This is a genomic window from Xenorhabdus sp. XBWT (assembly GCF_059072735.1).
Genome location: NZ_CM180990.1, coordinates 2,898,439 through 2,923,644, shown reverse-complemented (window position 1 = coordinate 2,923,644; position 25,206 = coordinate 2,898,439). Strand labels below are relative to the sequence as shown.

Annotated in this window: 17 protein-coding genes, 2 tRNA genes and 1 pseudogene; 8 read left to right on the top strand and 12 right to left on the bottom strand. The window is 37.4% G+C overall.

The window, feature by feature from the left end; translation table 11 throughout:
• Positions 1 to 525 precede the first annotated feature (525 nt).
• Entirely contained in the window at positions 526 to 1,176 is a 651-nt protein-coding gene (locus AC5JQI_RS12675; protein WP_493912425.1) for a hypothetical protein, read from the top strand.
• A gap of 75 nt (positions 1,177 to 1,251) precedes the next feature.
• Here AC5JQI_RS12675 and AC5JQI_RS12670 read toward each other — a convergent pair.
• Both AC5JQI_RS12670 and AC5JQI_RS12665 read right to left on the bottom strand, forming a co-directional pair.
• Positions 1,252 to 1,685: pseudogene (locus tag AC5JQI_RS12670) on the bottom strand (phage tail fiber protein).
• 497 nt (positions 1,686 to 2,182) lie between these two features.
• Entirely contained in the window at positions 2,183 to 2,578 is a 396-nt protein-coding gene (locus tag AC5JQI_RS12665; RefSeq protein ID WP_493912424.1) for a pyrimidine dimer DNA glycosylase/endonuclease V, read from the bottom strand.
• 803 nt (positions 2,579 to 3,381) lie between these two features.
• Between AC5JQI_RS12665 and AC5JQI_RS12660 the strand changes: the two genes are divergently transcribed.
• Both AC5JQI_RS12660 and AC5JQI_RS12655 read left to right on the top strand, forming a co-directional pair.
• Positions 3,382 to 3,975 carry a lytic polysaccharide monooxygenase gene (locus tag AC5JQI_RS12660; protein WP_493912423.1) on the top strand — a complete coding sequence of 198 codons (594 nt, stop codon included), beginning with the start codon at positions 3,382 to 3,384 and terminating at the stop codon, positions 3,973 to 3,975.
• 158 nt (positions 3,976 to 4,133) lie between these two features.
• Positions 4,134 to 4,529 carry a VOC family protein gene (locus AC5JQI_RS12655; RefSeq protein ID WP_493912422.1) on the top strand — a complete coding sequence of 132 codons (396 nt, stop codon included), beginning with the start codon at positions 4,134 to 4,136 and terminating at the stop codon, positions 4,527 to 4,529.
• A 146-nt stretch (positions 4,530 to 4,675) separates the two neighbouring features.
• Here AC5JQI_RS12655 and AC5JQI_RS12650 read toward each other — a convergent pair whose 3' ends face one another.
• From AC5JQI_RS12650 to ubiG, 7 genes are all read right to left on the bottom strand, one after another.
• A complete protein-coding gene (locus AC5JQI_RS12650; protein WP_493914675.1) occupies positions 4,676 to 4,858 on the bottom strand; it encodes a lysozyme in 183 nt (60 codons plus the stop codon).
• A 1,008-nt stretch (positions 4,859 to 5,866) separates the two neighbouring features.
• Entirely contained in the window at positions 5,867 to 6,460 is a 594-nt protein-coding gene (locus tag AC5JQI_RS12645) for an Ail/Lom family outer membrane beta-barrel protein (protein ID WP_237387197.1), read from the bottom strand.
• Between the two features lie 674 nt (positions 6,461 to 7,134).
• On the bottom strand, positions 7,135 to 7,908 hold the full coding sequence (locus AC5JQI_RS12640) for an N-acetylmuramoyl-L-alanine amidase (protein ID WP_493914674.1): 774 nt from the start codon (positions 7,906 to 7,908) through the stop codon (positions 7,135 to 7,137).
• Between the two features lie 358 nt (positions 7,909 to 8,266).
• The gene (gene yfaE / locus AC5JQI_RS12635; protein ID WP_493912421.1) at positions 8,267 to 8,533 is read right to left on the bottom strand and encodes a class I ribonucleotide reductase maintenance protein YfaE; all 267 of its coding nucleotides are present in this window, start codon (positions 8,531 to 8,533) and stop codon (positions 8,267 to 8,269) included.
• 1 nt (position 8,534) lies between these two features.
• Positions 8,535 to 9,665 (bottom strand): class Ia ribonucleoside-diphosphate reductase subunit beta, encoded by a 1,131-nt coding sequence (gene nrdB, locus AC5JQI_RS12630; protein ID WP_493912420.1) that lies wholly within the window; start codon positions 9,663 to 9,665, stop codon positions 8,535 to 8,537.
• Between the two features lie 12 nt (positions 9,666 to 9,677).
• Positions 9,678 to 11,969, bottom strand: coding sequence for a class 1a ribonucleoside-diphosphate reductase subunit alpha (nrdA, locus tag AC5JQI_RS12625; protein WP_493912419.1), 2,292 nt, complete (start codon positions 11,967 to 11,969; stop codon positions 9,678 to 9,680).
• A 395-nt stretch (positions 11,970 to 12,364) separates the two neighbouring features.
• A complete protein-coding gene (gene ubiG / locus AC5JQI_RS12620) occupies positions 12,365 to 13,111 on the bottom strand; it encodes a bifunctional 2-polyprenyl-6-hydroxyphenol methylase/3-demethylubiquinol 3-O-methyltransferase UbiG (RefSeq protein WP_493912418.1) in 747 nt (248 codons plus the stop codon).
• A gap of 209 nt (positions 13,112 to 13,320) precedes the next feature.
• Between ubiG and gyrA the strand changes: the two genes are divergently transcribed.
• Together gyrA and rcsC are read left to right on the top strand one after the other, a co-directional pair.
• On the top strand, positions 13,321 to 15,960 hold the full coding sequence (gyrA, locus tag AC5JQI_RS12615) for a DNA topoisomerase (ATP-hydrolyzing) subunit A (protein WP_493912417.1): 2,640 nt from the start codon (positions 13,321 to 13,323) through the stop codon (positions 15,958 to 15,960).
• 181 nt (positions 15,961 to 16,141) lie between these two features.
• Positions 16,142 to 19,003 carry a two-component system sensor histidine kinase RcsC gene (gene rcsC / locus AC5JQI_RS12610; protein ID WP_493912416.1) on the top strand — a complete coding sequence of 954 codons (2,862 nt, stop codon included), beginning with the start codon at positions 16,142 to 16,144 and terminating at the stop codon, positions 19,001 to 19,003.
• 67 nt (positions 19,004 to 19,070) lie between these two features.
• On the opposite strand, the gene rcsB is transcribed toward rcsC, so the two are convergent.
• Positions 19,071 to 19,721, bottom strand: coding sequence for a response regulator transcription factor RcsB (gene rcsB / locus AC5JQI_RS12605; RefSeq protein ID WP_092548810.1), 651 nt, complete (start codon positions 19,719 to 19,721; stop codon positions 19,071 to 19,073).
• A gap of 1 nt (position 19,722) precedes the next feature.
• Entirely contained in the window at positions 19,723 to 22,473 is a 2,751-nt protein-coding gene (gene rcsD / locus AC5JQI_RS12600) for a phosphotransferase RcsD (RefSeq protein WP_493912415.1), read from the bottom strand.
• 210 nt (positions 22,474 to 22,683) lie between these two features.
• Here rcsD and AC5JQI_RS12595 point away from each other — a divergent pair.
• The 3 genes from AC5JQI_RS12595 to tyrP all read left to right on the top strand — a co-directional run bounded on the left by AC5JQI_RS12595 (position 22,684) and on the right by tyrP (position 24,516).
• Positions 22,684 to 22,771, top strand: a tRNA-Ser gene (locus tag AC5JQI_RS12595).
• A gap of 6 nt (positions 22,772 to 22,777) precedes the next feature.
• Positions 22,778 to 22,853 (top strand) — tRNA-Thr (locus AC5JQI_RS12590).
• 517 nt (positions 22,854 to 23,370) lie between these two features.
• Positions 23,371 to 24,516 carry a tyrosine transporter TyrP gene (tyrP, locus tag AC5JQI_RS12585; RefSeq protein WP_493914673.1) on the top strand — a complete coding sequence of 382 codons (1,146 nt, stop codon included), beginning with the start codon at positions 23,371 to 23,373 and terminating at the stop codon, positions 24,514 to 24,516.
• 56 nt (positions 24,517 to 24,572) lie between these two features.
• Here the strand turns inward: tyrP and AC5JQI_RS12580 are convergent, their stop codons facing one another.
• Complete coding sequence (locus AC5JQI_RS12580) at positions 24,573 to 25,118, bottom strand: YfaZ family outer membrane protein (RefSeq protein WP_493912414.1); 546 nt, start codon at positions 25,116 to 25,118, stop codon at positions 24,573 to 24,575.
• Positions 25,119 to 25,206: the final 88 nt, after the last annotated feature.

The following is a 25,206-nucleotide window of genomic DNA, read 5'->3' as shown; positions in this document are numbered from 1 at the left end:
CACACTTTGGATGAGCGCGTAATTTCAAGCCGTCCTGTGTTGTAATTTCCACAATAGAGACTTGATGTATTTATCCAAAAAATCACGCCTTAACGAAAAAATCGCAAAATAACTGTACCATCTGTACCACTTCCCATAGGTCACTCTATCCGTGACCAATGCAACCATGGGGATTTCCACCACAGTTGATTTGCACGCAGGTCAGATGGGTGCAAACGGAAACCTGTACCATGCAGGAAATAAAGGGTATCAAGGAGTTAAAAGGGCTTTCAAATCCCATTTATGTAACCTGTTGATTTTACGTAATTACATCACTGTGCTAGAGATTAATAAAATCAAAGTGTTATGTGACACTCCGCTTTATCTATTTGAATTTTATGATAACTCAAATTTGAGCCATCTCCATCACTTTGGAATTACCACTAGTTGAACCTAATCACAAAATGAAAATATTACCAGTGTTATTTTATTTTCTGTTATGAATGTGAGACCACTACACAGCCTAACCATAAGGGGTGACTTATTATGAAGCTTGATGAATGGCTAGCTAAAAGGATGGAGCGGACTAGAAAAAGGGAGAGTGAAGGGAGGCTATATGGTGATCAATGGGTGGCTGACAAACTAAAAGGATTTAAAGAACGCGAGGAAGAAAACGATCCTCATAAGAAACTTAATACTCTTCTATTTAATAGATTAAGAATGATAGAAAACTCACTTTCAGTCCGGGAAAATAAAAAACCACAAGCGCCTGCTGGAAATGGTTCTGTTTATTTTTTGATAAAATTAGATGGTAAATATTACTTACTCAATAATGCAATTGAAAAACACTACGCGGATAAAACGAATGATGCGTATAAAACGAATGAAGCGAATGGAATCTATCTTTTTGTTATTACTCGGGGAGATCCTTGTAATGTACGCTGCGCTAAAACTGTTCGTGATTCCAGTTATCATGGGAATGATGTAGTTCAAGGGCATACCTCAATAAGTTACAGGGAGCCAGTGATTTTTGCGGGAGTGTTAACGTTTTGTAAAGGTGAACTAATGAGTTGGACAAATGCTAGCGGGCATTACCTCCCTCCACCTGAGCAAAGATACTCATTGGAACCTTATATTAGGCACGTACTACTCCCTGATAACAAATTTAGGAGAGTTAATTTTCATGCATCACTTTAGTATACATTAGCCTTTTGCTGCTTCTCAGTGAAATTGATAGCCCATTAGTAACCCGCAACTTTCTGCGGGTTCAAACTAACCTAAATCCTGAGTTGCCTGCCTCACATTCCACACCGAATCTTCCGGCATCTGGACACGGACCGAAATAGGCCTGCCAGCCGGAATATCAATCAAATCCCCGTCAGAATAACCTGACGTATATTTTTAGCGAACTCCGGTGCGTTTGGGTGTTCTCTGTGATAGGTCATGATTTTTATCGCGCCATCAGGCAATACTTCATAGTTGACCCAAATCAGCGGTAATTTATTTTTGCACATAGGAATTTCAACCCCACCATCGACTCCGCCCTATGCAGCATCGGCGTTAAATCCTAAAACGTTTTTAATGAAGTATACGTCCTCAGACAGACGCTCAACCGTTGCGCCCGCTGATTCCTCGTTGGTTTCGAATGTTCCATTACTCCAAATTTTGATAATGGGGGATGCAGATTTGAGATAACCATCAACCACGGTGGTATTTCTCGTGCCCCATAAATCAACATTGTTATAATAATATTCATCCTCACCATGATGTAAGGCGTAGCTAATACCAGCGTTACCATCAGGTGTAACAAACCAGCGGCTGCATGAACGTACCCCCGTTGGATCAGCCCACCCTCTAATGTTCAGTAAGCTGACGTATGTGTTAAGGGTAACGTTTAAAAAACGTGTCGCTGTCCCGACTTTTCATCAATCCAGCCAGACAAAATTGAGTTAACAGTAATTGGCAACGTAGCGCGGATAGCCCCGTCAGGGTAGATATATCGGAAATAGATGCTCAGTCATACAGAGGCACAGTTTCCAGAACACAGGCGGTTGTTGTTGTCATATCTTCATGTTTTAGCATGATAAGTTTAAACCTTTTGGTCAGTTAGTCGGCGTGAACACACATGTAACTCTGACCAATCACAATACTCAGTGAATTTCAATTTACTATTTTTATAACTGCACCAAAAATAAAATTTATTTTAAGTTTTTTTGCTCAAATATGCTGAAAATCTAGGTTTTATCGGTATTCTCTCTTTGATTCTCGCTTTGTTAGTGGCAATGTCTGCCTCAGTCACCTGATAATCTTTCCATAGATGATGATAAATACTAACTTCATCAGACCATCTATTTACTACAGAAAACCCCCTATTCAAACATTCCTGATAAATAACCTCGTATCTTTTCTTTAAAAATAAGAGCTTCTCTCTAAAAAAGATCACATGACCGTTGCCTAATGTATATGCCTCCAGTGTTGTCAGTGTAACTTTACCGTTTCTTTTGATTATATCATTGGGGATTCTAGTCAGCTCTCTATGTTCTGCAAGCAAATGCTGATCACATAGTTCATTCGGAGGAATAACATTTATTCTTGTCATAACTTTTAATAAATAAATTTTTATCTTTATTGTATATATCCAATTGATTTCAAGATACAGCATGGTAGCAAGAAAATAGTTCTCTAAGCCAAGAGCATAAAACTATGTGACTCAAGTAAAACAAATCTGTATCTTGATACGATTAAGGGTATGCAATAAACTATTCAAGTGGGTAAAAAGGGTTAAAACTACTAGCTCTATTATATATACACCATCTGTAATTATATACACCATCTGTAATCTTTTGAATACCTCCTTAGAAAGGATAATAAATTATAAATCGACGAAAAAACTATTGTTTACTAGCTCGAATCCATCTGATCTTTTCAATTTTTTTATTAAAAAGTCCAACAAAAGCATAGTGTATTGATTTTTAATAAATAATTTACATTTTTCCATTATAAAATTTTTGTTTAAGATTAGTTTATTGTAAAATCTGCCATTTTGGTCTATTCTATCTATGTGTACTCGAATACTCTACTTTTAGTACACCCTCATTTGCTTCTTATTTCGCTCTTCCCCTCCCTATACTCAGGGAGGGATTTTTCTTATGTAGAAACAATATCAACTCCGAATAATATCAAATTTTATTAATTATCTTAAACAAGAATCATTTAATTTAAGCAAATCTTCCTAGCATACCCCTATCATAAATTAAGCATTTATAATTGGCTAATTTTGTTATAAATATCTCTATGCACTTCCATAAAAAATGAATTAAATTTCATATATACCAACTAATATAATAAAAATAAGTAACTTTACTTATTTTACAGTCAAGCATGGAAAATAGGAAATTCATCATGAACATTAAAAAGTCATTACTTTTAGTGGGATTGACTACTTTTGGTTCAATCCCACTATCTGGTATTGCTGAAGCAACTACTCTCCACGGATATATCGATTCCCCACCAAGCAGAGCACTTTTATGTGCTAAACTTACTAACAAAAATTGTGGGCCTGTTATGTATGAGCCACAATCTGTTGAAGGCTCTAAAGGTTTTCCACAAAGTGGGCCACCTGATGGGAACATTGCCAGTGGTGGAGTTAGTCAATTCAATCAACTCAACGAACAGAGTGCAGATCGCTGGCATCATGTCGCAATTAATAAAGGCACTAACACTTTTTCATGGACATTAACAGCCCTGCATAGCACTACTTCATGGCAATTTTTTATTACCAAACCTGATTGGGACCCAAATAAGCCTCTCACCCGTGCACAATTTGATTTAAATCCTTTCTGTGAACGTTTTGATGATGGAAAAAAACCATCTCAGAATGTCTCTTTAACTTGTGATGTACCAGAACGTTCAGGATACCATGTCATTCTCGGTACATGGACAATTGCAGACACCAATAATGCTTTCTATCAAGTTATTGATGCTGATATTAAATAATGTTTTTTAGTTGCATTCATATTTTTATTCATAATTAATTAGTCACATTAAAAGTAATAAACATGAAAAGTGCTGATAGAGTACCAGCACTTTTTCCTAATAAAACAAAAATAATTTTATATAGGATACGTTTACCAATTTACCTTACTTAATAAAAAATGAAAAAATCAACTATACTTAGAATTGCCAGACCAACAGACAATCTTGTTGAAATTTCAGATATGTACTGTAAAGGCTTAGATTTCACTATACTAATCGAATTTAAAGATCACGATAATTTTGATGGAATCATGTTAGGACATCCTAATCACTCCTGGCATCTAGAATTTACTCATCATAAGAATACTCATGTTGGAAAGTCTCCAACAAAAGATAATTTATTAGCTTTTTATATCGAAGATAAACAAGAATGGCTGGAACAAATAAAATCAATGCAAGAAGCTGGTTTTATTCTAGTTCCTTCTTACAATCCTTATTGGGATAAACATGGAAAAACTTTTGAAGATATAGATGGCTATCGTATTGTTTTACAAAATAGTTCATCAGAAGTATAGTCATTTATTTTCTTATTAAACCCTTATTTAATTAGGCTATTAGTAATTTTCATTAGACTAAATTTTTATCATGCATCTCTAATAGCCTAAAACTAAATATATTCATATTACTCATTGGGTAGCGAATAAAATCATCAGATTATCTATTATAAAAAAATTTGATGCTCTGACTCTCTCCGCATATTCAAATCTGACAACACTCTCCCATCAGCACGATCCCATTTCAAAAACTCTTCCGAGGCTCCTTGATAATCACCTGCATTCAATTTTTTCAATAACGTTGAATGAGTAAATTTACGTGTCAGGTTAAAGTTTGTCGAAAAAACAATCTAAAGATGAAATATAGTCAAATAAAAAACCAATGAAGTTACTGCGGTATTGACTTAGCAGATTCCAGTATCAAAAAATATTTTACTTATATTTCATATAGATAAATTAAAATACAAAAAATATTTAAATTTTAAAATAAATTTTAATAAAAATCTTGACTCTTTTTATTTTGAGCATAAAATCTCCCTTAGAATTTATATTTTCGTGAAGTAAATCACAATTTATAACCTTCAAAGGGCATCATCATGAAATCTGTTAAATCTTTCCTCTCAAACGTACACTGCGTTGTTATCCGGTTGTCAACAACTCGCTTCATGTAAGCATTGTACTAACACAAATATAAGTCAGTTCAAAGACCGAATTGGCTTTTTTAGTCTTCTATTATTGCAAATCCGTTGTAAATACTTTTTCACAAATCGTGTTCCCACATTCTTTTCACTGAAATATCGTTTTGAAAAACCTACCTTATAAATGGCACATATACGGATTATTAAGCTATAACTCTTCATTTTAGTCTTCATTTTAGTCTTCATTTATAATTGGATGATTGTTGGAAAATAAATACCAAAAAGATATGAGTAAAACCTATTGCGACAATTATTGATATAAAAATTAAACAATATGATTTTCCAGGAAAATATTTTTAGAAAAAATTTCCTAATTGTATTAATCATACCAATATAATCTATGAATAAATTAAAACTAATTACATAAACACAGGCACAACCTCATCCTTGAGTTTCCACTAAATAGAATTTCACTATTTTATCAAAAATTCTTTTTCACCTTTAAAATAAACTGATGTTTTCTACTGAGAACTAAAATTTTTTATATAACATTCATCATTACAATCATTTGAAATTTGATATTATTAAATTTATATAAAAAACCTGAACCCCATCAAATAAAATTAAGGATTCAGGCAAGATGATCATCTAACAAAAAAACACTAAAAATTAAAAAAGTGAGGCGTTAAATAAAAAATAACGATTAAAAATAAATGAAGATTAGAAACTATAACCTACACCTAGAACCCACGTTCTAAGATTAGAATTGATGACATGATTAATTTTTGAAATATTATACTTTAATTTTGTATACTCATATGAAGCATCAATAGTGATATTTGAAGTTACATTAAACTGTAAGCCGGCACCGTAAGATAGCGCAGTATCACTAAATTTAGATTTATCTTCTGATTCAGAAAAACTAATTTTACTATTAGTCGCCCCGATCAAACCATATACACTAATATAATTATTAAAACGATATGTTGGGCCTGCCATTAGAGACATATTTTGCCACTTAAATTTTGAAGAAGAATGAGGATAAATATCTTCTTGGCTCTGTAGAGTATATGTTAATGAACTGATAACACCAAAACGCTCATCAATCTCATAACGATACTTCAAGTTTAATCCATGTTGTTGTTTTTTGAGTTTAGCATTATTAATACTATTTTCACCTAAATTATTCTGTGATGAATTACTCTGAGCATACCCCAGAGATATAGTACTTTTACCGCTATTACTAGCACTAGCACTGAAAGTAAATATAGATAATCCTGTAACAATAGATGCTGCCAATAATGTTTTATTCATAAATTAATATCTCTATCATTTAACACTTAATGTATTCAATCTACCACGAGAAGCTTGTGCAATATACAGTCATGTCATTAAGAGTTCAACCGTAGTTAAAATTTTAAACTCTCATCAAAAAATACAAAAAAACATTAAATTCAAATGATTACGTAAAGTCATTCTTTCAAAATTTGATAGAACATTCACGCATCCACAATAAATCAAAACACTAAAACAATTATTTATCAAAAGCTTAAATAAGATGGATTCAATTTCTTTATTTTAGGATATATCTTAAAACAAAAATAGTATTATACATAGTTAGATTACATTTAAGCACATTATAATAAATACAAATAAATAAAAAAAAGCATTCTAAAAATAAATAAATTGAGTGTTTACCTTGTGTTATTAGAAAGATATTTGTATAATATTCCTGATATATCCTTTATTTTTCAAGTTACAGCTTACCCATGTACCACGCTAATGCTCGAACATTGGGTGAGGTTTTTTATCCCAAAAAAATCACCAGAAATATCACATCTCTTTAATAGGAAAAATAAAAATATTATTATGTTTAAAATATGTGCATTGGTATTTTTTCAAAACTTTCACTTAATTTTTTAAGTTGCGGCATTATTAAAAATGTCACAACTTAAATTTTATTCAACTAAGATAGATTGAATAATAAATTATGAGTTATGATCAAAGTATTTTTCAATTAATGCATAGAGAATAGCAATGGTTTCTATATCAGCTATACCGTCATAGAATGATGGACGGAAGTGTATTTGGAATGCTCTGATTAATAATTGAAAGTTTTTGTCTTCTTTCGCTCCTGAAACGTCATATCCATAACGTTTCAATTTTTCTAAAATTTCAATACGTTCAGGTAGACAGTGATCAAATTGTTCAATATATTTTTGCTTAATCTCTTCGTCATACCATGCTCCTATTCCTGCATCATATAGCTCTTTCCACGGGAATGAAGGACCTGGATCGGATTTCCTTTGCCAGGCAATATCTGAATGCCCTACGATATGAGTAGGAGTAATATCTGGGTAACGTTGCAAAATATTAATGGTTAATTCTTTAACAGCGTCAATTTGATCAGGATTATAAGGGGGAAACGTGAGAATACCACCATCATCACTAGCTTCATTCACAATTTCAATACCAATAGATGTATCATTTAATCCTGCCCGCCCTGCCCAACTGCTAGCTCCGGCATGCCAGGCCCTTTCGAGTTCATCCACTAAACTGAATATATGAACTTCACTAAATCCGGCAGACTGATAGGTTAGATCATCTGGATTTGGAACTAAATAATGGGCACTAACAAAATTTCCCGTCAACGCTTTAATGGATTTTTCAAAATTCAGAGCGGTGTAGTGCATAACTAAGAAGCGGGAACGCCTGTTAAAGCTTTTGAGCGAACGATACAAATTATAATCAATCTTATACATCATTGTTTTCCTTTATTAGCCTGTGATGTAGTATGGTTATCGCAAATCGTTATTAAAAAATTTTCCATATTGTCATTATAATAAACCAACCATCATAATAGAATAAATCAAATCAATAAGTGGAAGATATAACAGATATACACAGTAATAAATAATTTGTTCAAAAACCAAGTTCGAGTAAATATTGGAGCTAGCATGGAAGAAATAAATAAACTTGGATTCACATATTAAGCTCAACACAGTAATGAACGCAGACAACAAAGCAGCAATTTGAAAGACGACGGATATATATACATGAAGCGTACTGTAACGAAATACACCTGTCTATCTCGTCAGATTTTTATAGTTATAAAATAATTTACAACTCAATTTCAATGTCTGTCAGTGGGTGACAGCTACAAGGTAAAATTTCCCCTTCATTGACAAACGCCAATGGTTTGCAAGGATATCCCACTTTCCCTTTTACCAAACGAACACGGCAAGAACCACAATACCCCTGACGGCACTGGTATTCAATCTGCATTCTTCCCTGTTCTAATGCTTCCAGTAAATTACTGTGGAGATCTGAAGAATAACAGATGGATAAACCCTGCCATGACGGCAGGGTAATTTTGTAATCAGCCATCTCAGAGTTCGAAACCACTGAGATCTTCAGTATTGACTTCCGAATCAATCTGACCAACCAAGTAAGAACTGACTTCGACTTCCTGTGGAGCCACTTGGACGTTATCGGAAACCAGCCACGCATTGATCCAAGGGATTGGATTAGAGCGTGTTTCAAACGGCAATTTCAGGCCAACTGCCTGCATACGAATATTGGTGATATATTCGACATACTGGCACAGGATATCTTTGTTCAGACCAATCATGGAACCATCTTTGAACAGATAATCAGCCCACTCTTTTTCCTGCTCCGCCGCTTCTACAAACAGATCGTAACACTCTTGTTCACACTCTTTGGCAATCTCCGCCATTTCAGGATCATCCTGACCAGAGCGCAGCAGGTTCAGCATATGCTGAGTTCCGGTTAAATGTAGAGCTTCATCACGAGCAATCAGTTTGATAATCTTAGCGTTACCTTCCATCAATTCACGTTCGGCAAAAGCAAATGAACATGCAAAGCTGACGTAGAAGCGGATAGCTTCCAAGGCATTAACGCTCATCAAGCATAAATAAAGCTGCTTTTTCAATGCACGGAGGTCAACAATGACTGTTTTACCCGCAACACTGTGTGTTCCTTCACCCAACTGATGATAGTAGTTAGTCATTTTGATCAGATCGTCATAAAACGCAGAAATATCCTTAGCGCGTTTTAAAATCTGTTCGTTTTCCACGATATCGTCAAACACGATAGAAGGATCGTTGACGATATTACGGATAATGTGCGTATAAGAACGCGAGTGAATCGTTTCTGAGAACGACCACGTTTCAATCCATGTTTCCAGTTCTGGAATGGAAATCAGCGGCAGGAAAGCCACATTCGGGCTACGGCCCTGAATGGAGTCCAGCAGCGTCTGATATTTCAGGTTGCTGATGAAAATGTGTTTCTCGTGATCTGGCAGCGAGTTATAGTCAATACGATCACGGGAAACATCTACTTCCTCTGGACGCCAGAAGAAAGAAAGTTGTTTTTCGATCAGCTTTTCAAAAATAGGATATTTTTGTTGATCGAAACGTGCCACGTTTACAGACTGACCGAAAAACATCGGTTCCTGTAACTGATCATTTTTTACTTGCGAAAAAGTAGTATAGGACATAGCTTCCTCAAATTAAATCTTACACGCGCCGCCTTCACAATCGGAATCAGCAGATTCAACTACTTCTTCCAGATCACCTTGCACATCTTCTGCCCCATCACGGGTATTGTGGTAATACAGTGTTTTTACACCATATTTGTAAGCGAGCAGTAAATCTTTCAGCAATTGGTTCATCGGAACCTTGCCATTAGGGAAACGAGCCGGATCATAGTTAGTATTGGCAGAAATTGATTGATCGATAAATTTCTGCATTATTCCTACCAGTTGCAGGTAGCCATCATTGCTCGGCATCTGCCACAACAATTCATAAGCCCCCTTCAGAAGATCATAATCCGGTACAACTTGGCGCAGAATACCGTCTTTTGATGCCTTCACACTGATATAGCCACGCGGTGGCTCAATGCCATTCGTTGCGTTAGAGATCTGTGAAGATGTCTCTGATGGCATCAATGCAGATAATGTTGAGTTACGCAGACCATACTGTTTAATATCACTGCGCAGAGCTTCCCAATCCATGTGCAGAGGTTCACTGGTCAGCGTATCTAATGTATTTTTGTAAGTATCGATCGGCAGGATGCCTTGTGAATATGTAGTTTCACTAAACCACGGACAAGATCCCCTCTCTTTCGCTAACTCATTTGAAGCTTTCAACAGATAATACTGAATAGCTTCAAATGTTTTGTGAGTCAGATTATTGGCGCTGCTATCGGAATAACGCACGCCATTTTTCGCCAGATAATAAGCGAAGTTAATCACACCGATACCCAGAGTACGACGCCCCATTGAGCCTTGTTTCGCAGCAACAATTGGATAATCTTGATAATCCAACAGAGAATCCAACGCACGGACTGCTAACTCTGCCAGTTCTTCCAATTCAGTCAAATTTTCGATAACGCCTAAATTGAAAGCAGACAATGTACATAACGCAATTTCGCCATTTTCATCGTTAATATTGTTCAATGGCTTGGTCGGCAGTGCAATTTCTAAACACAGGTTAGATTGACGAACAGGCGCAATGGCCGGATCAAATGGGCTATGAGTATTACAGTGGTCAACGTTCTGGATGTAAATACGCCCCGTTGAAGCACGTTCTTGCATCATCAATGAGAACAGCTCAACCGCTTTAATGCGCTCTTTACGGATATTGCTGTCGTTCTCATACTGGGTATACAAACGCTCAAACTCATCCTGATCCGCAAAGAAAGCATCATATAGTCCCGGAACATCAGACGGACTGAACAGAGAAATATCTTCCCCTTTTATCAGGCGCTCATACATCAGTTTATTAATTTGTACACCGTAATCCATGTGGCGGACGCGGTTGCCTTCAACACCACGGTTGTTTTTCAGTACCAGCAGGCTCTCAACTTCTAAATGCCATATAGGGTAGAACAACGTTGCTGCACCGCCACGAACCCCACCCTGAGAACAGGATTTTACCGCTGTCTGGAAATGTTTGTAGAATGGAATACAACCGGTGTGGAAGGCTTCACCGCCACGAATTGGGCTGCCCAATGCACGGATACGACCCGCGTTCACACCAATGCCAGCACGCTGGGATACATATTTTACAATTGCGCTGGATGTTGCATTGATAGAATCCAGACTATCACCACATTCAATCAGGACACAGGAACTAAACTGACGAGTCGGTGTACGAACCCCCGCCATAATCGGCGTTGGCAACGAAATTTTAAAGGTGGAAACCGCATCATAGAAACGACGGATATAGCCCAGACGCGTTTCTTTCGGATAAGAAGAAAATAGGCACGCAGCTACCAAAATGTAGAGGAACTGAGCACTTTCATAAATCTCACCAGTCACACGGTTTTGTACCAGATATTTCCCTTCCAGCTGTTTTACAGCTGCATAGGAGAAATTCATATCGCGCAGATGGTCAATAAAACTGTCCATTTGCTCGAATTCTTCTTTGGAATAGTCTCCCAGCAAATGTTTGTCGTACTTACCCAAATCTACCATATGTACCACATGGTCATATAGCGCAGGTGGTTCAAACTGACCATAAGCTTTTTTACGCAGGTTAAAGATAGCCAGACGTGCGGCTAAATACTGATAATCAGGTGCATCACCGGAGATCAAATCAGCCGCAGCTTTGATCATGGTTTCATGGATATCAGATGTTTTGATGCCATCGTAAAATTGAATCTGGGAACGCAGTTCTACTTGTGATACTGAGACATTTTTCAGACCTTCGGCAGCCCAGGCAACAACCCGGTGAATTTTATCAAGATCAATTTGTTCTTTATGTCCATCACGTTTGGTAACTAGCAGACTCTGGTTCATAGGGAAATACACCTTCTCTCTTTTCGTATCTCACCTATACCGTCTTTCTTGACCTATTGACAGCACGATACACCCAGAATGGCTGAGGGCCAATTGGGAACTTGGCAACTGTAAGTTACTATTTCGCTACTACTCGTTTCGTTACTGTTCGTTACTATAGGATGACAAGAAACACAATATATAGGGGGTAATTAAAACGGTAATAACAAGATAATGTTAAATTCGCGTTTTATCAAGTGTACAAAATCGGAAAGTTTTGTGGATAACTTGAGGATTAATTTTGCCAAAGAGCCGATAACCTGCGTAGTTACTTGATGTTACTTTCATAAGGCTATCGGCAAAACAGGAAAAATAAAATCTTAAAAAAAATATCTAGTTGTCGTTTTATTAATCCCTTAATTGTGACTTTTAACTGATTGAGTATGCAGGATGTAGTTCACGTCTACATTGTGTCCAAGACGAAATTTATCCGTCAATGGGTTGTAATGTAATCCAATGATATGTTGATCTTTCAACGTGGTTTTATCAACCCAATGAATTAATTCAGAAGGACGAATAAATTTTTTCGCATCATGTGTGCCTTTAGGCACCATATTCAAAATATACTCAGCACCGATAACGGCCATAAGCCATGCTTTCTGGTTACGGTTAATCGTTGAAAAGAACACATGACCGCCCGGTTTGACTAATTTGGCGCAAGCATGAACCACTGATTCAGGGTCTGGTACATGCTCAAGCATTTCCATGCATGTCACGACATCATAAGCATACGGGTGCTGCTCGGCGTGATTTTCTACCGTTTCCTGCACATAAGAGATGGAAATACCTGATTCCAAAGCATGTAGACGAGCAACTTGCAGAGGCTCAAACCCCATATCCAACCCTGTCACTTCCGCACCTTCACGAGCCATGCTTTCTGACAGAATGCCACCACCGCAACCAACATCCAGCACTTTCTTGCCAAAAAGGCCATCAGCATGTTGCAGGATATAGTTTAAACGCAGTGGATTTATTCGGTGCAGTGGCTTGAATTCACCTTCAAGATCCCACCAACGGGAAGCTACGGCTTCAAATTTCTCGATTTCCTGTTGATCCACATTGGCATGGGTTCGAATATGTGAATCGGTAGTTTTGATATTCATCAGCGATATCGCTCCTAGGAACTGCTTCACAGAAAACTGGTTCACAGAAAACTGATTCACAGAAAATGTAACAGTATTATGGGGATGTGTGACAGAAAACTATTATACATGCCTTAATCTTGAAATACCCGCATCGGGTTTTTATAAAACTGTCAATTTGTGGTATAATTCTAAGCCTTTGAATTCGGAGTATGAGGGACAGTGGCTCCATGAGCGACATTGCCAGAGAAATCACACCGGTCAACATCGAAGAAGAGCTGAAAAGCTCATATCTGGATTATGCGATGTCCGTTATTGTTGGACGCGCACTTCCAGATGTTCGGGATGGACTGAAGCCAGTACACCGCCGCGTACTTTTCGCGATGAATGTATTAGGAAATGATTGGAATAAACCTTATAAGAAATCTGCCCGCGTTGTTGGGGATGTTATCGGTAAATATCATCCACACGGTGACAGCGCTGTTTATGACACGATTGTTCGTCTGGCACAACCATTCTCTATGCGTTACATGCTGGTTGACGGTCAGGGAAACTTTGGGTCAGTAGATGGCGATTCTGCGGCAGCGATGCGTTATACCGAAGTACGCATGGCAAAAATTGCCCATGAATTGCTGGCGGATTTAGAAAAAGAAACTGTCGACTTTGTGCCTAACTATGATGGCACAGAACAAATCCCAGAGGTGATGCCAACCCGTATCCCCAATCTGTTGGTGAATGGATCATCAGGGATTGCGGTAGGTATGGCAACCAACATCCCGCCTCATAACTTATCTGAGGTGATTGACGGTTGTCTGGCTTATATTGATGATGAAAACATCAGTATCGAAGGCCTGATGGAATATATTCCTGGCCCTGACTTCCCTACAGCTGCCATTATCAATGGTCGTCGTGGCATTCAGGAAGCTTATCGTACTGGTCGCGGTAAAATTTATATCCGCGCCCGCGCAGAAGTTGAAGCTGACGAAAAAACTGGCCGCGAAACCATTATCGTCAATGAGATTCCCTATCAGGTCAACAAAGCCCGATTGATCGAAAAAATCGCTGAACTGGTAAAAGAGAAACGCATTGAAGGGATCAGTGCACTGCGTGACGAATCCGATAAAGATGGGATGCGCATTGTTATTGAAGTAAAACGTGATGCCGTTGGTGAAGTTGTTCTGAATAATCTCTATTCACTGACCCAATTGCAGGTTTCATTTGGTATTAACATGGTTGCCCTGCACCAAGGACAGCCCAAATTACTTAATCTGAAAAATATTCTTTCTGCGTTTGTTTGCCACCGTCGCGAAGTTGTTACACGCCGGACAATTTTCGAACTGCGCAAGGCTCGCGAACGTGCCCATATCCTTGAAGCTCTTGCCATTGCACTGGCGAATATTGATCCGGTTATAGAATTGATCCGTCGTGCTTCCACACCTGCTGAAGCTAAAGCAAGTTTGATTTATCAACCGTGGGAATTGGGTAATGTTGCCGCTATGCTGGCACAAGCAGGTGATGATGCTGCCCGCCCGGAGTGGTTGGAGCCAGAATATGGTATTCGTGACGGTAAATATTACCTGACCGAACAACAGGCACAGGCAATTTTGGATCTGCGTCTGCAAAAATTGACCGGCCTGGAACATGAAAAGCTACTTGATGAATATCGTGAACTGCTGAAAGTGATTGCTGAATTGCTGTTCATTTTGGAAAACCCAGAACGCTTGATGGAAGTTATTCGTGAAGAGTTACTGGCTATCAAAGAGCAGTATAACGATGCCCGCCGAACTGAACTGACGGAGAATTCCGCAGATATCAATATCGAAGACCTGATTAATCAGGAAGATGTTGTAGTAACACTATCCCACCAGGGGTATGTAAAATATCAGCCATTATCCGACTACGAAGCCCAACGTCGTGGTGGTAAGGGTAAATCAGCTGCGCGCACCAAGGAAGAAGACTTTATTGAGCGCCTGCTGGTAGCTAACACCCACGATACGATTCTCTGTTTTTCAAATAAGGGCAAGATGTACTGGATGAAAGTATATCAATTGCCAGAAGCAAGTCGTGGTGCTCGTGGTCGTCCAATTGTCAATCTGTTGCCATTGGATCAGAACGAACGCATTACAGCTATTTTGCCAGTGCGTGAGTATGAAGATGGGTTAAATATTTTCATGGCAACGGCAAGCGGTATCGTTAAGAAAACCAAACTCAGTGAATTCAGTCGTCCACGCAGTGCTGGTATCATCGCAGTGAATCTGAATGAAGGAGATGAACTGATCGGTGTTGATCTGACTGATGGCAACAATGAAGTCATGCTCTTCTCTGCGCAAGGTAAAGTTGTTCGTTTCCTTGAAGAAGAAGAAGAAACACTGGAAGACGGCACTATTCGTGTGAAAGGTGTCCGTGCAATGGGACGTACCGCAACCGGGGTTCGCGGTATCAAACTCAGCCAAGGCGATAAAGTCGTTTCTCTGATCATTCCTCGTGGGGAAGGTGAAATCCTGACTGTCACCGAAAATGGTTACGGAAAACGTACTGCTGAAAGTGAATATCCAACCAAATCCCGTGCAACTCAAGGGGTTATTTCCATCAAAGTCAGCGAACGCAACGGTAACGTGATCGGAGCAATTCAGGTAGAACCGACCAATCAGATCATGATGATTACTGATGCGGGTACATTGGTGAGAACCCGAGTTTCTGAGGTTAGTGTTGTTGGTCGTAATACGCAAGGAGTTACTCTCATCCGTACTTCTGAAGACGAAAAAGTTGTTGGCTTGCAGCGTGTTGCTGAACCTGATGACGAAGATGAGGATGACAATACAGCAAGTCCCTCTGATGAAGAGCATAACAGATCAGAAGATCAAGAATAATTAATTTACCTTAATCTAATTCTGTTAATCCCTAACAATAAAGCAGGCACTTAATGCCTGCTTTTTTTGCACAATTTTTGACGATGAATTAGCAAGAGTTAAATGCTACTTTGTATTCCCTGCTACACTAGTATATGCTGTGAATAGTTATTGTTAATCATAATCTTCGTCAGGCGATCTCTTGAGATATTTATCTTCTTTTCGGACGTCATTAAAGATATCCCGTTATCTTTTTCGGGTGCTCGGATTTATGCTATGGGCACTCGGCGCCTTACTAACCACTTTTTATTTGGCAAATTTTTTTAATGAGGTCAAATCAGATATTCGTCAAGACTACAATTCAAGCTACGATATAGCATTTACTTTTATGCGAGGCATTACCAATATTTTACGTGATATACAATATACGACTGAGAAACATTTATCACAATCAAACGAGAAAGATATAGCAATTATTACCCCTCCACATAATAACAATACTGTCTCATACACTTCCCTGAATGCAAATTCTAACTGTGATCTTTTACAGAAAAAATCACATGAACAGTTAAGTTCATTAAATGACTTAATTTCATTTTGGACCCAAAATATTTCTGCTATGCGTGGGGTGAATGAGATTTTTTTCATTGAAACACAGAGTATGTGCATGGTGAATTTGAGTGCCCATAGCAGCATAATAATATCCGACCCACTAAAAAAAGAACTCTACGAGAATACTCGCAAACTCACCATACAGAAAGATCAAGCAAAAGAGCAGACTATCTTTTGGATCATGCCGTATTCAAGAATAGATACTGGCACTCTTTATGTCATTACACCAGTATATGCCAATGGGCAAATCGCAGGTGTAATTGGTTTCGAAAAATCAATCAAGCTAAAACTATTTCTGCAAAAAAGGGAAAGACCTGTAACTATACATATACTAAATAATACTGGAGATGTCGAATTACAATACCCAGTCCAATCTACTGATAATAGCCAACCTGCTATGAAATTCAACATGTTGTCTAATTATTTCGGATATAATGAAAATCTTACTTCTTTAATATTAATACGGCGTTTATCACCGTCTGCATTACATGTAGCCTATACGTTATCACTAAAATATGTCTACAATGAACTTAGAGCCAAAGCAATTAATAGCATTATATTGAATATTATTTCTGCAATCTCAATTATCTTTTTTGTCTGGTTATTTGAGAGAAAAATGTTTGCTCCAGCAGAAGATAATGCTATCCGTCTTGAAGAACACGAACAATTTAACCATAAAATAGTCGCATCTGCTCCTGTGGGAATAAGTATTTTAAGAGTCAGTGATGGTGTTAATATTTTAAGTAATGAACTTGCGCATAATTATATCCGAATGCTGACATATAAAGATCAAAAACGCATTGTCGATATTATTTGTGATAAAACAAGTAGTTATATTGATATTGTCACTAGTAATAATAATCATTTGCAAATTAGTTTTGTTCATTCACGCTATCGTAATGAAGAAGTTGCAATCTGTGTACTAATAGATGTTAGTACTCGTGTAAAAATGGAAAAATCATTACAAGAAATGGCTTCTGCGGCAGAACAAGCCAATCAGGCAAAATCAATGTTCCTTGCAACCGTCAGCCATGAATTAAGAACACCTCTATATGGAATTATTGGTAATCTGGAATTAATACAATCTCATTCATTGCCATCAGAATCTACACGATTGCTGACAACAATGAATAATTCATCATCACTATTACTGAAAATCATTAGCGATATTCTCGACTTCTCTAAAATAGAATCAAAGCAGTTAAAAATTGACCCTAGGAATTTCAATTGCAGAGAAGTCATATCACATGTAATTTCAAACTATCTTCCCCTGATCACAAAAAAAGGACTAGGATTATACTGCTATATTGAGCCAAATGTTCCTGATGTTATCCGCAATGATCCAGTAAGATTACAACAAATCATCTCTAACTTACTGAACAACGCAATTAAATTTACCGCATCAGGTTGTGTTGTTATTGAAATTACTTCAAAGCATGGCTATCTGTATGTCAGTATCAAAGATACTGGGCTTGGCATCGATGATAAATTACAATTCCAACTATTTGAACCATTCTTCCAAATCAGTGCCAATAAAGAAAATGCTTCACAAGGTACAGGATTAGGGTTAGCTATTTGTGAAAAACTTATCAATTTGATGGATGGTGATATTGAATTCGTTTCACAAAAATATGTTGGCAGCATTTTTTCCATCCGTATCCCTCTATATGGGGTTAAATATCATGCTAAAAAAATGTCCGGGCAACGTGCTCAGAAAAAGATTTTGCTGGCTGTTTGCAATGATTTTATGGAAAAATATTTACAAGATTTTCTCTTACAACATCATTTCCAAGTCGTTATATACGATGGGAGTAAAATAGATGGCACAGAGATACTCATCAGCGATCAATATAACAAGAACAACATTTCTGTCTATTGCTATATAGAGATATCAGAAAAACATATTGGCCCACCAAAACAGATTCAAGAAAATTATTGGTTGTATAATACGTATGAGCTGAGTGAATTAGATAGTATGTTGGATAACCTGCTGACAACGCATAACCTCATTCCCATAAGTGCTATATCAACCTCTCCTGCTGTATCTGAAACTATTCAAACAGATACTCGTTTAAATACAGTAAAAGTACTGGTTATTGATGATCACCCCATTAATCGGCACTTGCTGACCGACCAATTGAATTCCATAGGATTCAATACATCAATGGCGAATGATGGCATTGACGCCATTGAGTATCTCAAACACAATTCAACCGATATTATTTTAACAGATGTGAACATGCCAAATATGGATGGATATGAACTCACACAATACTTGAGAAATAAAGGTTACACTAAACCAATTATCGGTATTACTGCCAATGCTCTTGCAGAGGAAAAACAACGTTGTACCAACGTAGGAATGGATAATTGTTTATCAAAACCTGTTTCACTCACAATATTGAAAAATGTACTAATAGAATATATCAATATTAAAAATAAGATGTATTGATCATGGAAATAGCAGAAAATCGGTAACCCCTGCTACCGATTTTCTATTGAGGAGGATAACCCATTAACTATTTACCAATATCTTTGTTAATAGTAACAGAGGACAAATAGTTAAGCAGTGCAATATCGTTATCAACTCCTAGTTTTAGCATAGCTGATTTCTTTTGACTACTAATCGTTTTAATACTGCGATTGAGTTTCTTGGCGATATCAGTGACAAGAAGTCCCTCAGCAAATAAACGCAAAACTTCACTCTCTTTTGGAGATAAACGTTTATCCCCATAACCATTAGCATTTACTTTTTCCAGCAATTTAGAAACACTTTCCGGTGTAAATTGCTTTCCTTTCTGCAAAGCAGAAAGTGCTTTAGGCAAATCAGTCGGAGCCCCCTGCTTTAACACAATTCCCTCAATATCAAGTTCAAGTATAGCGCTTAAAATAGCTGGATTGTTGTTCATTGTAAGCACAATAACAGACAATGCTGGATAATGGCGTTTAATATATTTTATCAAGGTAATGCCATCACCATATTTATCCCCAGGCATTGACAAATCCGTAATGAGAACATCTGCTTCTATATGTGGCAAACTATTAATGAGCGTTGTTGAGTTTTCAAATTCACCAACGACATTAATCCACTCAATTTGTTCAAGTGACTTGCGGATGCCAAACAAAACGATGGGATGGTCATCAGCAATAATGACATTAAGGTTATTCATATTATTGGTTACCTTGTTGCAACAGCTTTGTGACAAAGGAATCAATGAGGCTGATGCTATTTTTGATTTCTACTTCATTATTGTCTGCTATGTATTTTTCCAACGCCTCACATGATGACCTAAGAAACTTAAAATCTAACATAGCAAACGCACCCTTAAGGCGGTGTACCGTTTGCGAAAGTGATATCAAATCATGTAGTTCTACATCAGTATACAGCTTAGTAATATCCATAGGTACTGTCTCTATAAATAATTTACCATAGTCACTGTTTGCTAACTGAATCTGATAACTCTTGAGAGCATTATCGATATTACTATAAATATTATCAGATAAATCAATACCCTCTAAGAGATTGGCATTATCAGCAGAATCATATACAGGCTGAGAGATTTCAGTAATTTCTCTGGATTCATCTAAACTAAAATTTTCTTCAATCAAAAACGATATTGCATTGATAACAGCATCAACAAGATTGTAATTGCACTGAACCAGACCTGGTCTCACTTGCTTAAACCCTGCTGAGCTACCTACTAATAATATAGCTGGTTTTTCTTCGTTGTACTGCTTATCAGTAAGTATAATATCGTATTCTTCAGTAATATTCTCTTTGCTTTTATCGAAATATGCTGCACCATAATTATTGAGGTAAGAATGGATTATCTTGTTGACCTCAGGGTTATTGATATCAATTAAGACTGTAATCCCTTCTAAAAGCTGAGGTGTCTCACCATTTTCATCATCATGCTGCAACAATGGCAGACTGATAACATAATGTGTACCCAATCCCAACTTACTTTTAATCTCAAGACTTCCATCCATTCTTTTGCATAGTTGATTACATAAATAAAAAGTCATGCCTGAGTTAGTAGAATACTTATCTTCTACTAACTCATTCAGGAAAGGATAATTCAAACTGGTCAAATCTCTTTCATTCAAACCAGAGCCACTATCTATCAGCTCAATCTGAATATGATTATCATATTTACCAGAACTATTAACAGTCAATGATATTTTACCATAACTGGTCGTTGCCATTGAATAATAAAATAACAATGTAATGATTTTACGTAGTGCAAAAGTGTCTCCAATGAATAAAGATTCATGGGGAATATTAAAATGATAATAAAATTTCAAACCTTTAGCATTTAAGGTCGGAAAAGAGGCTTTAAAAATATTTTCCAACAGTGAAGACAGAGGAAATATTTCATGTTCCGGCTGCCAATCACCTAACTCCAACCCGTTGAGTAAAGAAACATTTTCAATCCATTCAGTAATATATTGAGATTTGTTTAATAACTTATCCAACAGCTTCTGTTCATTCTCATCTTGTGATAGCTGCTTCAATTGGATAGCAATATCATTCATTCCTTTAATCGGATATTTTATTTCATTATTAATATTTGAAAGTATTGAACGCCTGGCTTGAATACTTTTATCATATTCCCTGTGAGCAAGTTGTAATCGTTTATTAACCATAACTTCCTTATCCTTGTCCTGTAGCAAAAATAGATAGGTCTCTGGCAATAATCTGTTGCTATACATTCTCACTTCATAAATCATCTCATCAATAGATGTTTGAATTACTCCATGATGTTGTTGTGCCATCATTATAACTTTGTTCAAATCTAGATGGGGTATCAATCGCTCTGCGATTTTATTGCTCATTACTATCTGGGTTTCTTCAGAATCATAGACCAGTAATCCAATAGGTATATTGGAGATAATATCACTATTCAGAGCATCCTTAATTTTCAATTCATGATCCATATAAGCATTCGGAGCAATATAACGCCGACGGATATAAAACAACCCACTCAGTGAGAACAAAAAGAAAATCAATATTGAAAGTAAAAGCCAGACGTTTCTGAACAATAAATCCACAATCAGTGTTTTTAGCGGAACCTGATAGATCAATCTATACGGCATGATATTAAGAGGTTCAGAAAACTCTAACCAAAAACCATTCAATGAAACTCCCATTTTATTGGAGCTATCAGATTCATCTGGATCGATTGGGCTTAGGAGAAAATTTGCTGGTGACATATCAACCGGTAAGAGGTTATTAATTGGCAAATCAAAAGCAATAATAGTAGTTAATTGCCCAGCTGCATTAAATGCGGCTTTATAGGTATAGAAATAAATATTATCACCACGCAGTACATTGATGTTAGAAATGCTTTCTTTTTCCTCCAATGTAATAGATTGCTCCAACATCTCTGTCCGTTTGGTCTCAGGAGTCAGAGTCAGATAACTCTCCTTTAATCTTATTTCTGGTTTTAAAATCGAATGAGTTGTTACCAAAAGTAAATTATTGTCCTGCCCATTGAGATAATACATAGACAAGTATTCACTACGGGAACCCCAGAGAATTTCCAGATAAGTAGAAAAACGCTGAGCGAATTGAATACTCAAATCGTTGTAAGGACCAAAAATAATTGTATCAACAGCTTGATTGTGATTTTCTAACCAATAGACATTGGGACGAATTTTTAACAATGATGTTGTCTCCTGAGAGGAGATTGGCTGAATATTAGATTGTGATTGCTCGAAGATATGATTTGCATGATAACGATAATCTCCGATCTGTAACCTCATCTTCGCGGCTACACTACTGATAGCATATTTTTTCTCCATCAGCCAAATATCAAAATAGTTATACCCGAATAAAAATAGAGACGTGAAAAGCAAAGTAACAAATAACGCGTAAAAACGAGGAATAGCAGATGGCTTGATAGGTGATTGTTTATACATTCTTTGGATAATTACCTTTAACATGAATATATTTTGATCAACGGGACATGAATTGTATATAAATAAGCCAATAAACTGAACTTAATACTAGCAGGTTAATGAATGAAAAGGCCATTACAGATCGAAGATTAAGCAAACAGCAAAAAAAACGTGTTTTTTTTCTTTAGGGACTAGACACATCCAAACGATATAGGCATAATCTCGCGCCATGGAAGGATGGCCGAGCGGTCGAAGGCAGCGGTCTTGAAAACCGCCGATGGGAAACCATCCTAGAGTTCGAATCTCTATCCTTCCGCCAAATTTCGCCGGCTTAGCTCAGTTGGTAGAGCAACTGACTTGTAATCAGTAGGTCACCAGTTCGACTCCGGTAGCCGGCACCAAACAAGAACCCGCTATTTCCCGTAATCATCCGGTGAGATAGCGGGTTTTTACTTTATCAGTATTTCATGTCTCCTCGGATCTGAACACTTCGATATCTCATATCCTTTAAATTAATCCTTTATTATTTGCTGCTCATTCTCTAATCATATAGTCTATGATTGCAAATTATCTATACTTGTCATTTTTCAAGTGACAACACTTCAACGAAAAAAAGCTCTACCCTCAGTGACAACTATAAGGTCGGGGGATATATGACCTTGCTCAACCAACAAAGCTGTAGTTAGATAAAATAAAACTGTAGCATTAAGTCATTTTTACCTTCCTCTATACCAATGCTATTAATTTCGTAATTATTTATTTACACCTTATGTATCATAAATTTGACAGTCACAAATCAATCATTTAACCTGCCAGTTTTATAACTATTTTTCAACATAATCATAAGACGAGGATCGCGTGAAGAATCGCACTATTGGCAGTATTTTTATTGTCGCTGGAACGACGATTGGTGCGGGAATGCTAGCAATGCCATTGGCAGCGGCGGGTGTAGGTTTTGGAACTACATTTGCTATGTTAGTCGCCCTTTGGGCATTGATGAGTTATACAGCACTCCTGCTTGTGGAAGTTTATCAACATAGTAAATTTGACACCGGGCTGGGAACGATTGCAAAACGCTATCTTGGATTTGGTGGTCAAGTTTTGACCGGTTTCAGTATGCTTTTCCTGATGTATGCTCTGACAACGGCTTATATCAGTGGTGCAGGAGAATTACTGTCAGCAAGCTTATCTTCCTGGTTAGATAAACCCATTTCTGTCTCCGTCGGGATTATTACTTTTACTATTATTGCTGGCGGTGTTGTCTGTATCGGCACCCACTCTGTTGATTTGATTAACCGCTTGCTGTTTACTGCCAAAATCATTTTTTTGGTGATCGTACTCGCTGTAATGATGCCACATGTTGATAAAATCAATTTAGTATCCATGCCCATTGAGCAAGGATTAGTGCTATCTGCTATTCCGGTAATTTTTACTTCATTCGGATTTCACGGCAGTGTGCCAAGCATCGTTTCCTATATGGGAGGAGACACCAACAAGCTACGGAAGATTTTTATTATCGGCAGTGCTATCCCACTTGTCGCTTACATCTTGTGGCAATTGGTAACGCTTGGGGCTATTTCTTCAAATACTTTTGTCGGTATTCTCGCACAACAATCCGGTCTGAATGGTTTCTTACAAGCAGTCAGAGAAATTATTGCCTCACCGAGAGTAGAACTTGCTGTCCATCTGTTTGCTGATCTCGCATTAGCGACTTCATTCCTTGGCGTTTCTCTTGGATTGTTTGATTATCTTGCTGACCTGCTAAAACGTCGTAATCATGTCAAAGGACGTTTACAAACTGGTTTGACAACATTTGCCCCTCCATTACTTTGTGCTCTCTATTACCCTAACTTTGTTATGGCACTGACATTTGCCGCTGTCGCTCTTTCCATTCTGGCATTGTTATTACCTTGTCTGCTGGTTTGGCGTAGCCGAGAGGAAAACGAGGGAGGGTATCGTGTCAAAGGAGGTAAACCTGCCTTAGTATTTATCTTTCTGTGCGGGATTGGTGTTATCGCAATTCAAATTGGCATCGTGACAGGTATGCTGCCGAAAGTGGGTTAATTTCTGCATTTAAAAATATCCGCATCAATATTGATGCGGATATTTTTATAAATTCATTAGAAACTGACGCCAGCACCGATATAAAAACCATCAGAAACTTTATTACTGCGGTTACCATTCTTTCCTTTTATATCAATAACACGGTAACCGCCATCTATACTGAGAGGTTTGAAAAGAGTGTACCGAACTCCCCCGGTAGCTTCAGTATAAGAATCCATTCCTGACGTTAATCCTGATGGCGAACCATAAGCTTCACCATACAGAGAAAGCGAAGGTGTTACAGCCCAACTGAGACCAATACCTCCTGCCAACGCCGCTCCATCTTTTCCATCTTTGGGAGATAAGTAAAGTGCCTTACCACCAACGCTTGCCGTTAATGGTCCAACAGGTAAACCAAAAGCCAAACCTAAACTACCCAATTGACCATTATGATCACTGCGAGTCCAATTACCATTTAGAGATAACCCCGCATTTTTATCACCAATTCCCACAGATGTGCTCGTATTGTGCTTACCTACCTGTATATCTGCGGAAATTGCATTTGCTGAACCAGTTACAAAAAGTAAACTGGCGGCTGCACTGACAGCAATAAAACCTTTCATATTTTTGTCCCTTCTTAATTGGTGAATGCCAATATAACCTGAGACATTTTACTAGAATCCACGTCACGACATAGATAGCAGAAGCAAT

Bases quoted from the DNA above. Each gene is read 5' to 3' on its own strand.
- gyrA (WP_493912417.1), top strand. From the start codon at position 13,321: ATGAGCGACATTGCCAGAGAAATCACACCGGTCAACATCGAAGAAGAG.
- tyrP (WP_493914673.1), top strand. From the start codon at position 23,371: ATGCTAGCAATGCCATTGGCAGCGGCGGGTGTAGGTTTTGGAACTACA.
- rcsD (WP_493912415.1), bottom strand. From the start codon at position 22,473: ATGTATAAACAATCACCTATCAAGCCATCTGCTATTCCTCGTTTTTAC.
- AC5JQI_RS12660 (WP_493912423.1), top strand. From the start codon at position 3,382: ATGAACATTAAAAAGTCATTACTTTTAGTGGGATTGACTACTTTTGGT.
- rcsB (WP_092548810.1), bottom strand. From the start codon at position 19,721: ATGAATAACCTTAATGTCATTATTGCTGATGACCATCCCATCGTTTTG.
- AC5JQI_RS12580 (WP_493912414.1), bottom strand. From the start codon at position 25,118: ATGAAAGGTTTTATTGCTGTCAGTGCAGCCGCCAGTTTACTTTTTGTA.
- AC5JQI_RS12655 (WP_493912422.1), top strand. From the start codon at position 4,134: ATGAAAAAATCAACTATACTTAGAATTGCCAGACCAACAGACAATCTT.
- ubiG (WP_493912418.1), bottom strand. From the start codon at position 13,111: ATGAATATCAAAACTACCGATTCACATATTCGAACCCATGCCAATGTG.
- nrdA (WP_493912419.1), bottom strand. From the start codon at position 11,969: ATGAACCAGAGTCTGCTAGTTACCAAACGTGATGGACATAAAGAACAA.
- yfaE (WP_493912421.1), bottom strand. From the start codon at position 8,533: ATGGCTGATTACAAAATTACCCTGCCGTCATGGCAGGGTTTATCCATC.
- nrdB (WP_493912420.1), bottom strand. From the start codon at position 9,665: ATGTCCTATACTACTTTTTCGCAAGTAAAAAATGATCAGTTACAGGAA.
- AC5JQI_RS12675 (WP_493912425.1), top strand. From the start codon at position 526: ATGAAGCTTGATGAATGGCTAGCTAAAAGGATGGAGCGGACTAGAAAA.
- AC5JQI_RS12640 (WP_493914674.1), bottom strand. From the start codon at position 7,908: ATGTATAAGATTGATTATAATTTGTATCGTTCGCTCAAAAGCTTTAAC.
- AC5JQI_RS12645 (WP_237387197.1), bottom strand. From the start codon at position 6,460: ATGAATAAAACATTATTGGCAGCATCTATTGTTACAGGATTATCTATA.
- AC5JQI_RS12665 (WP_493912424.1), bottom strand. From the start codon at position 2,578: ATGACAAGAATAAATGTTATTCCTCCGAATGAACTATGTGATCAGCAT.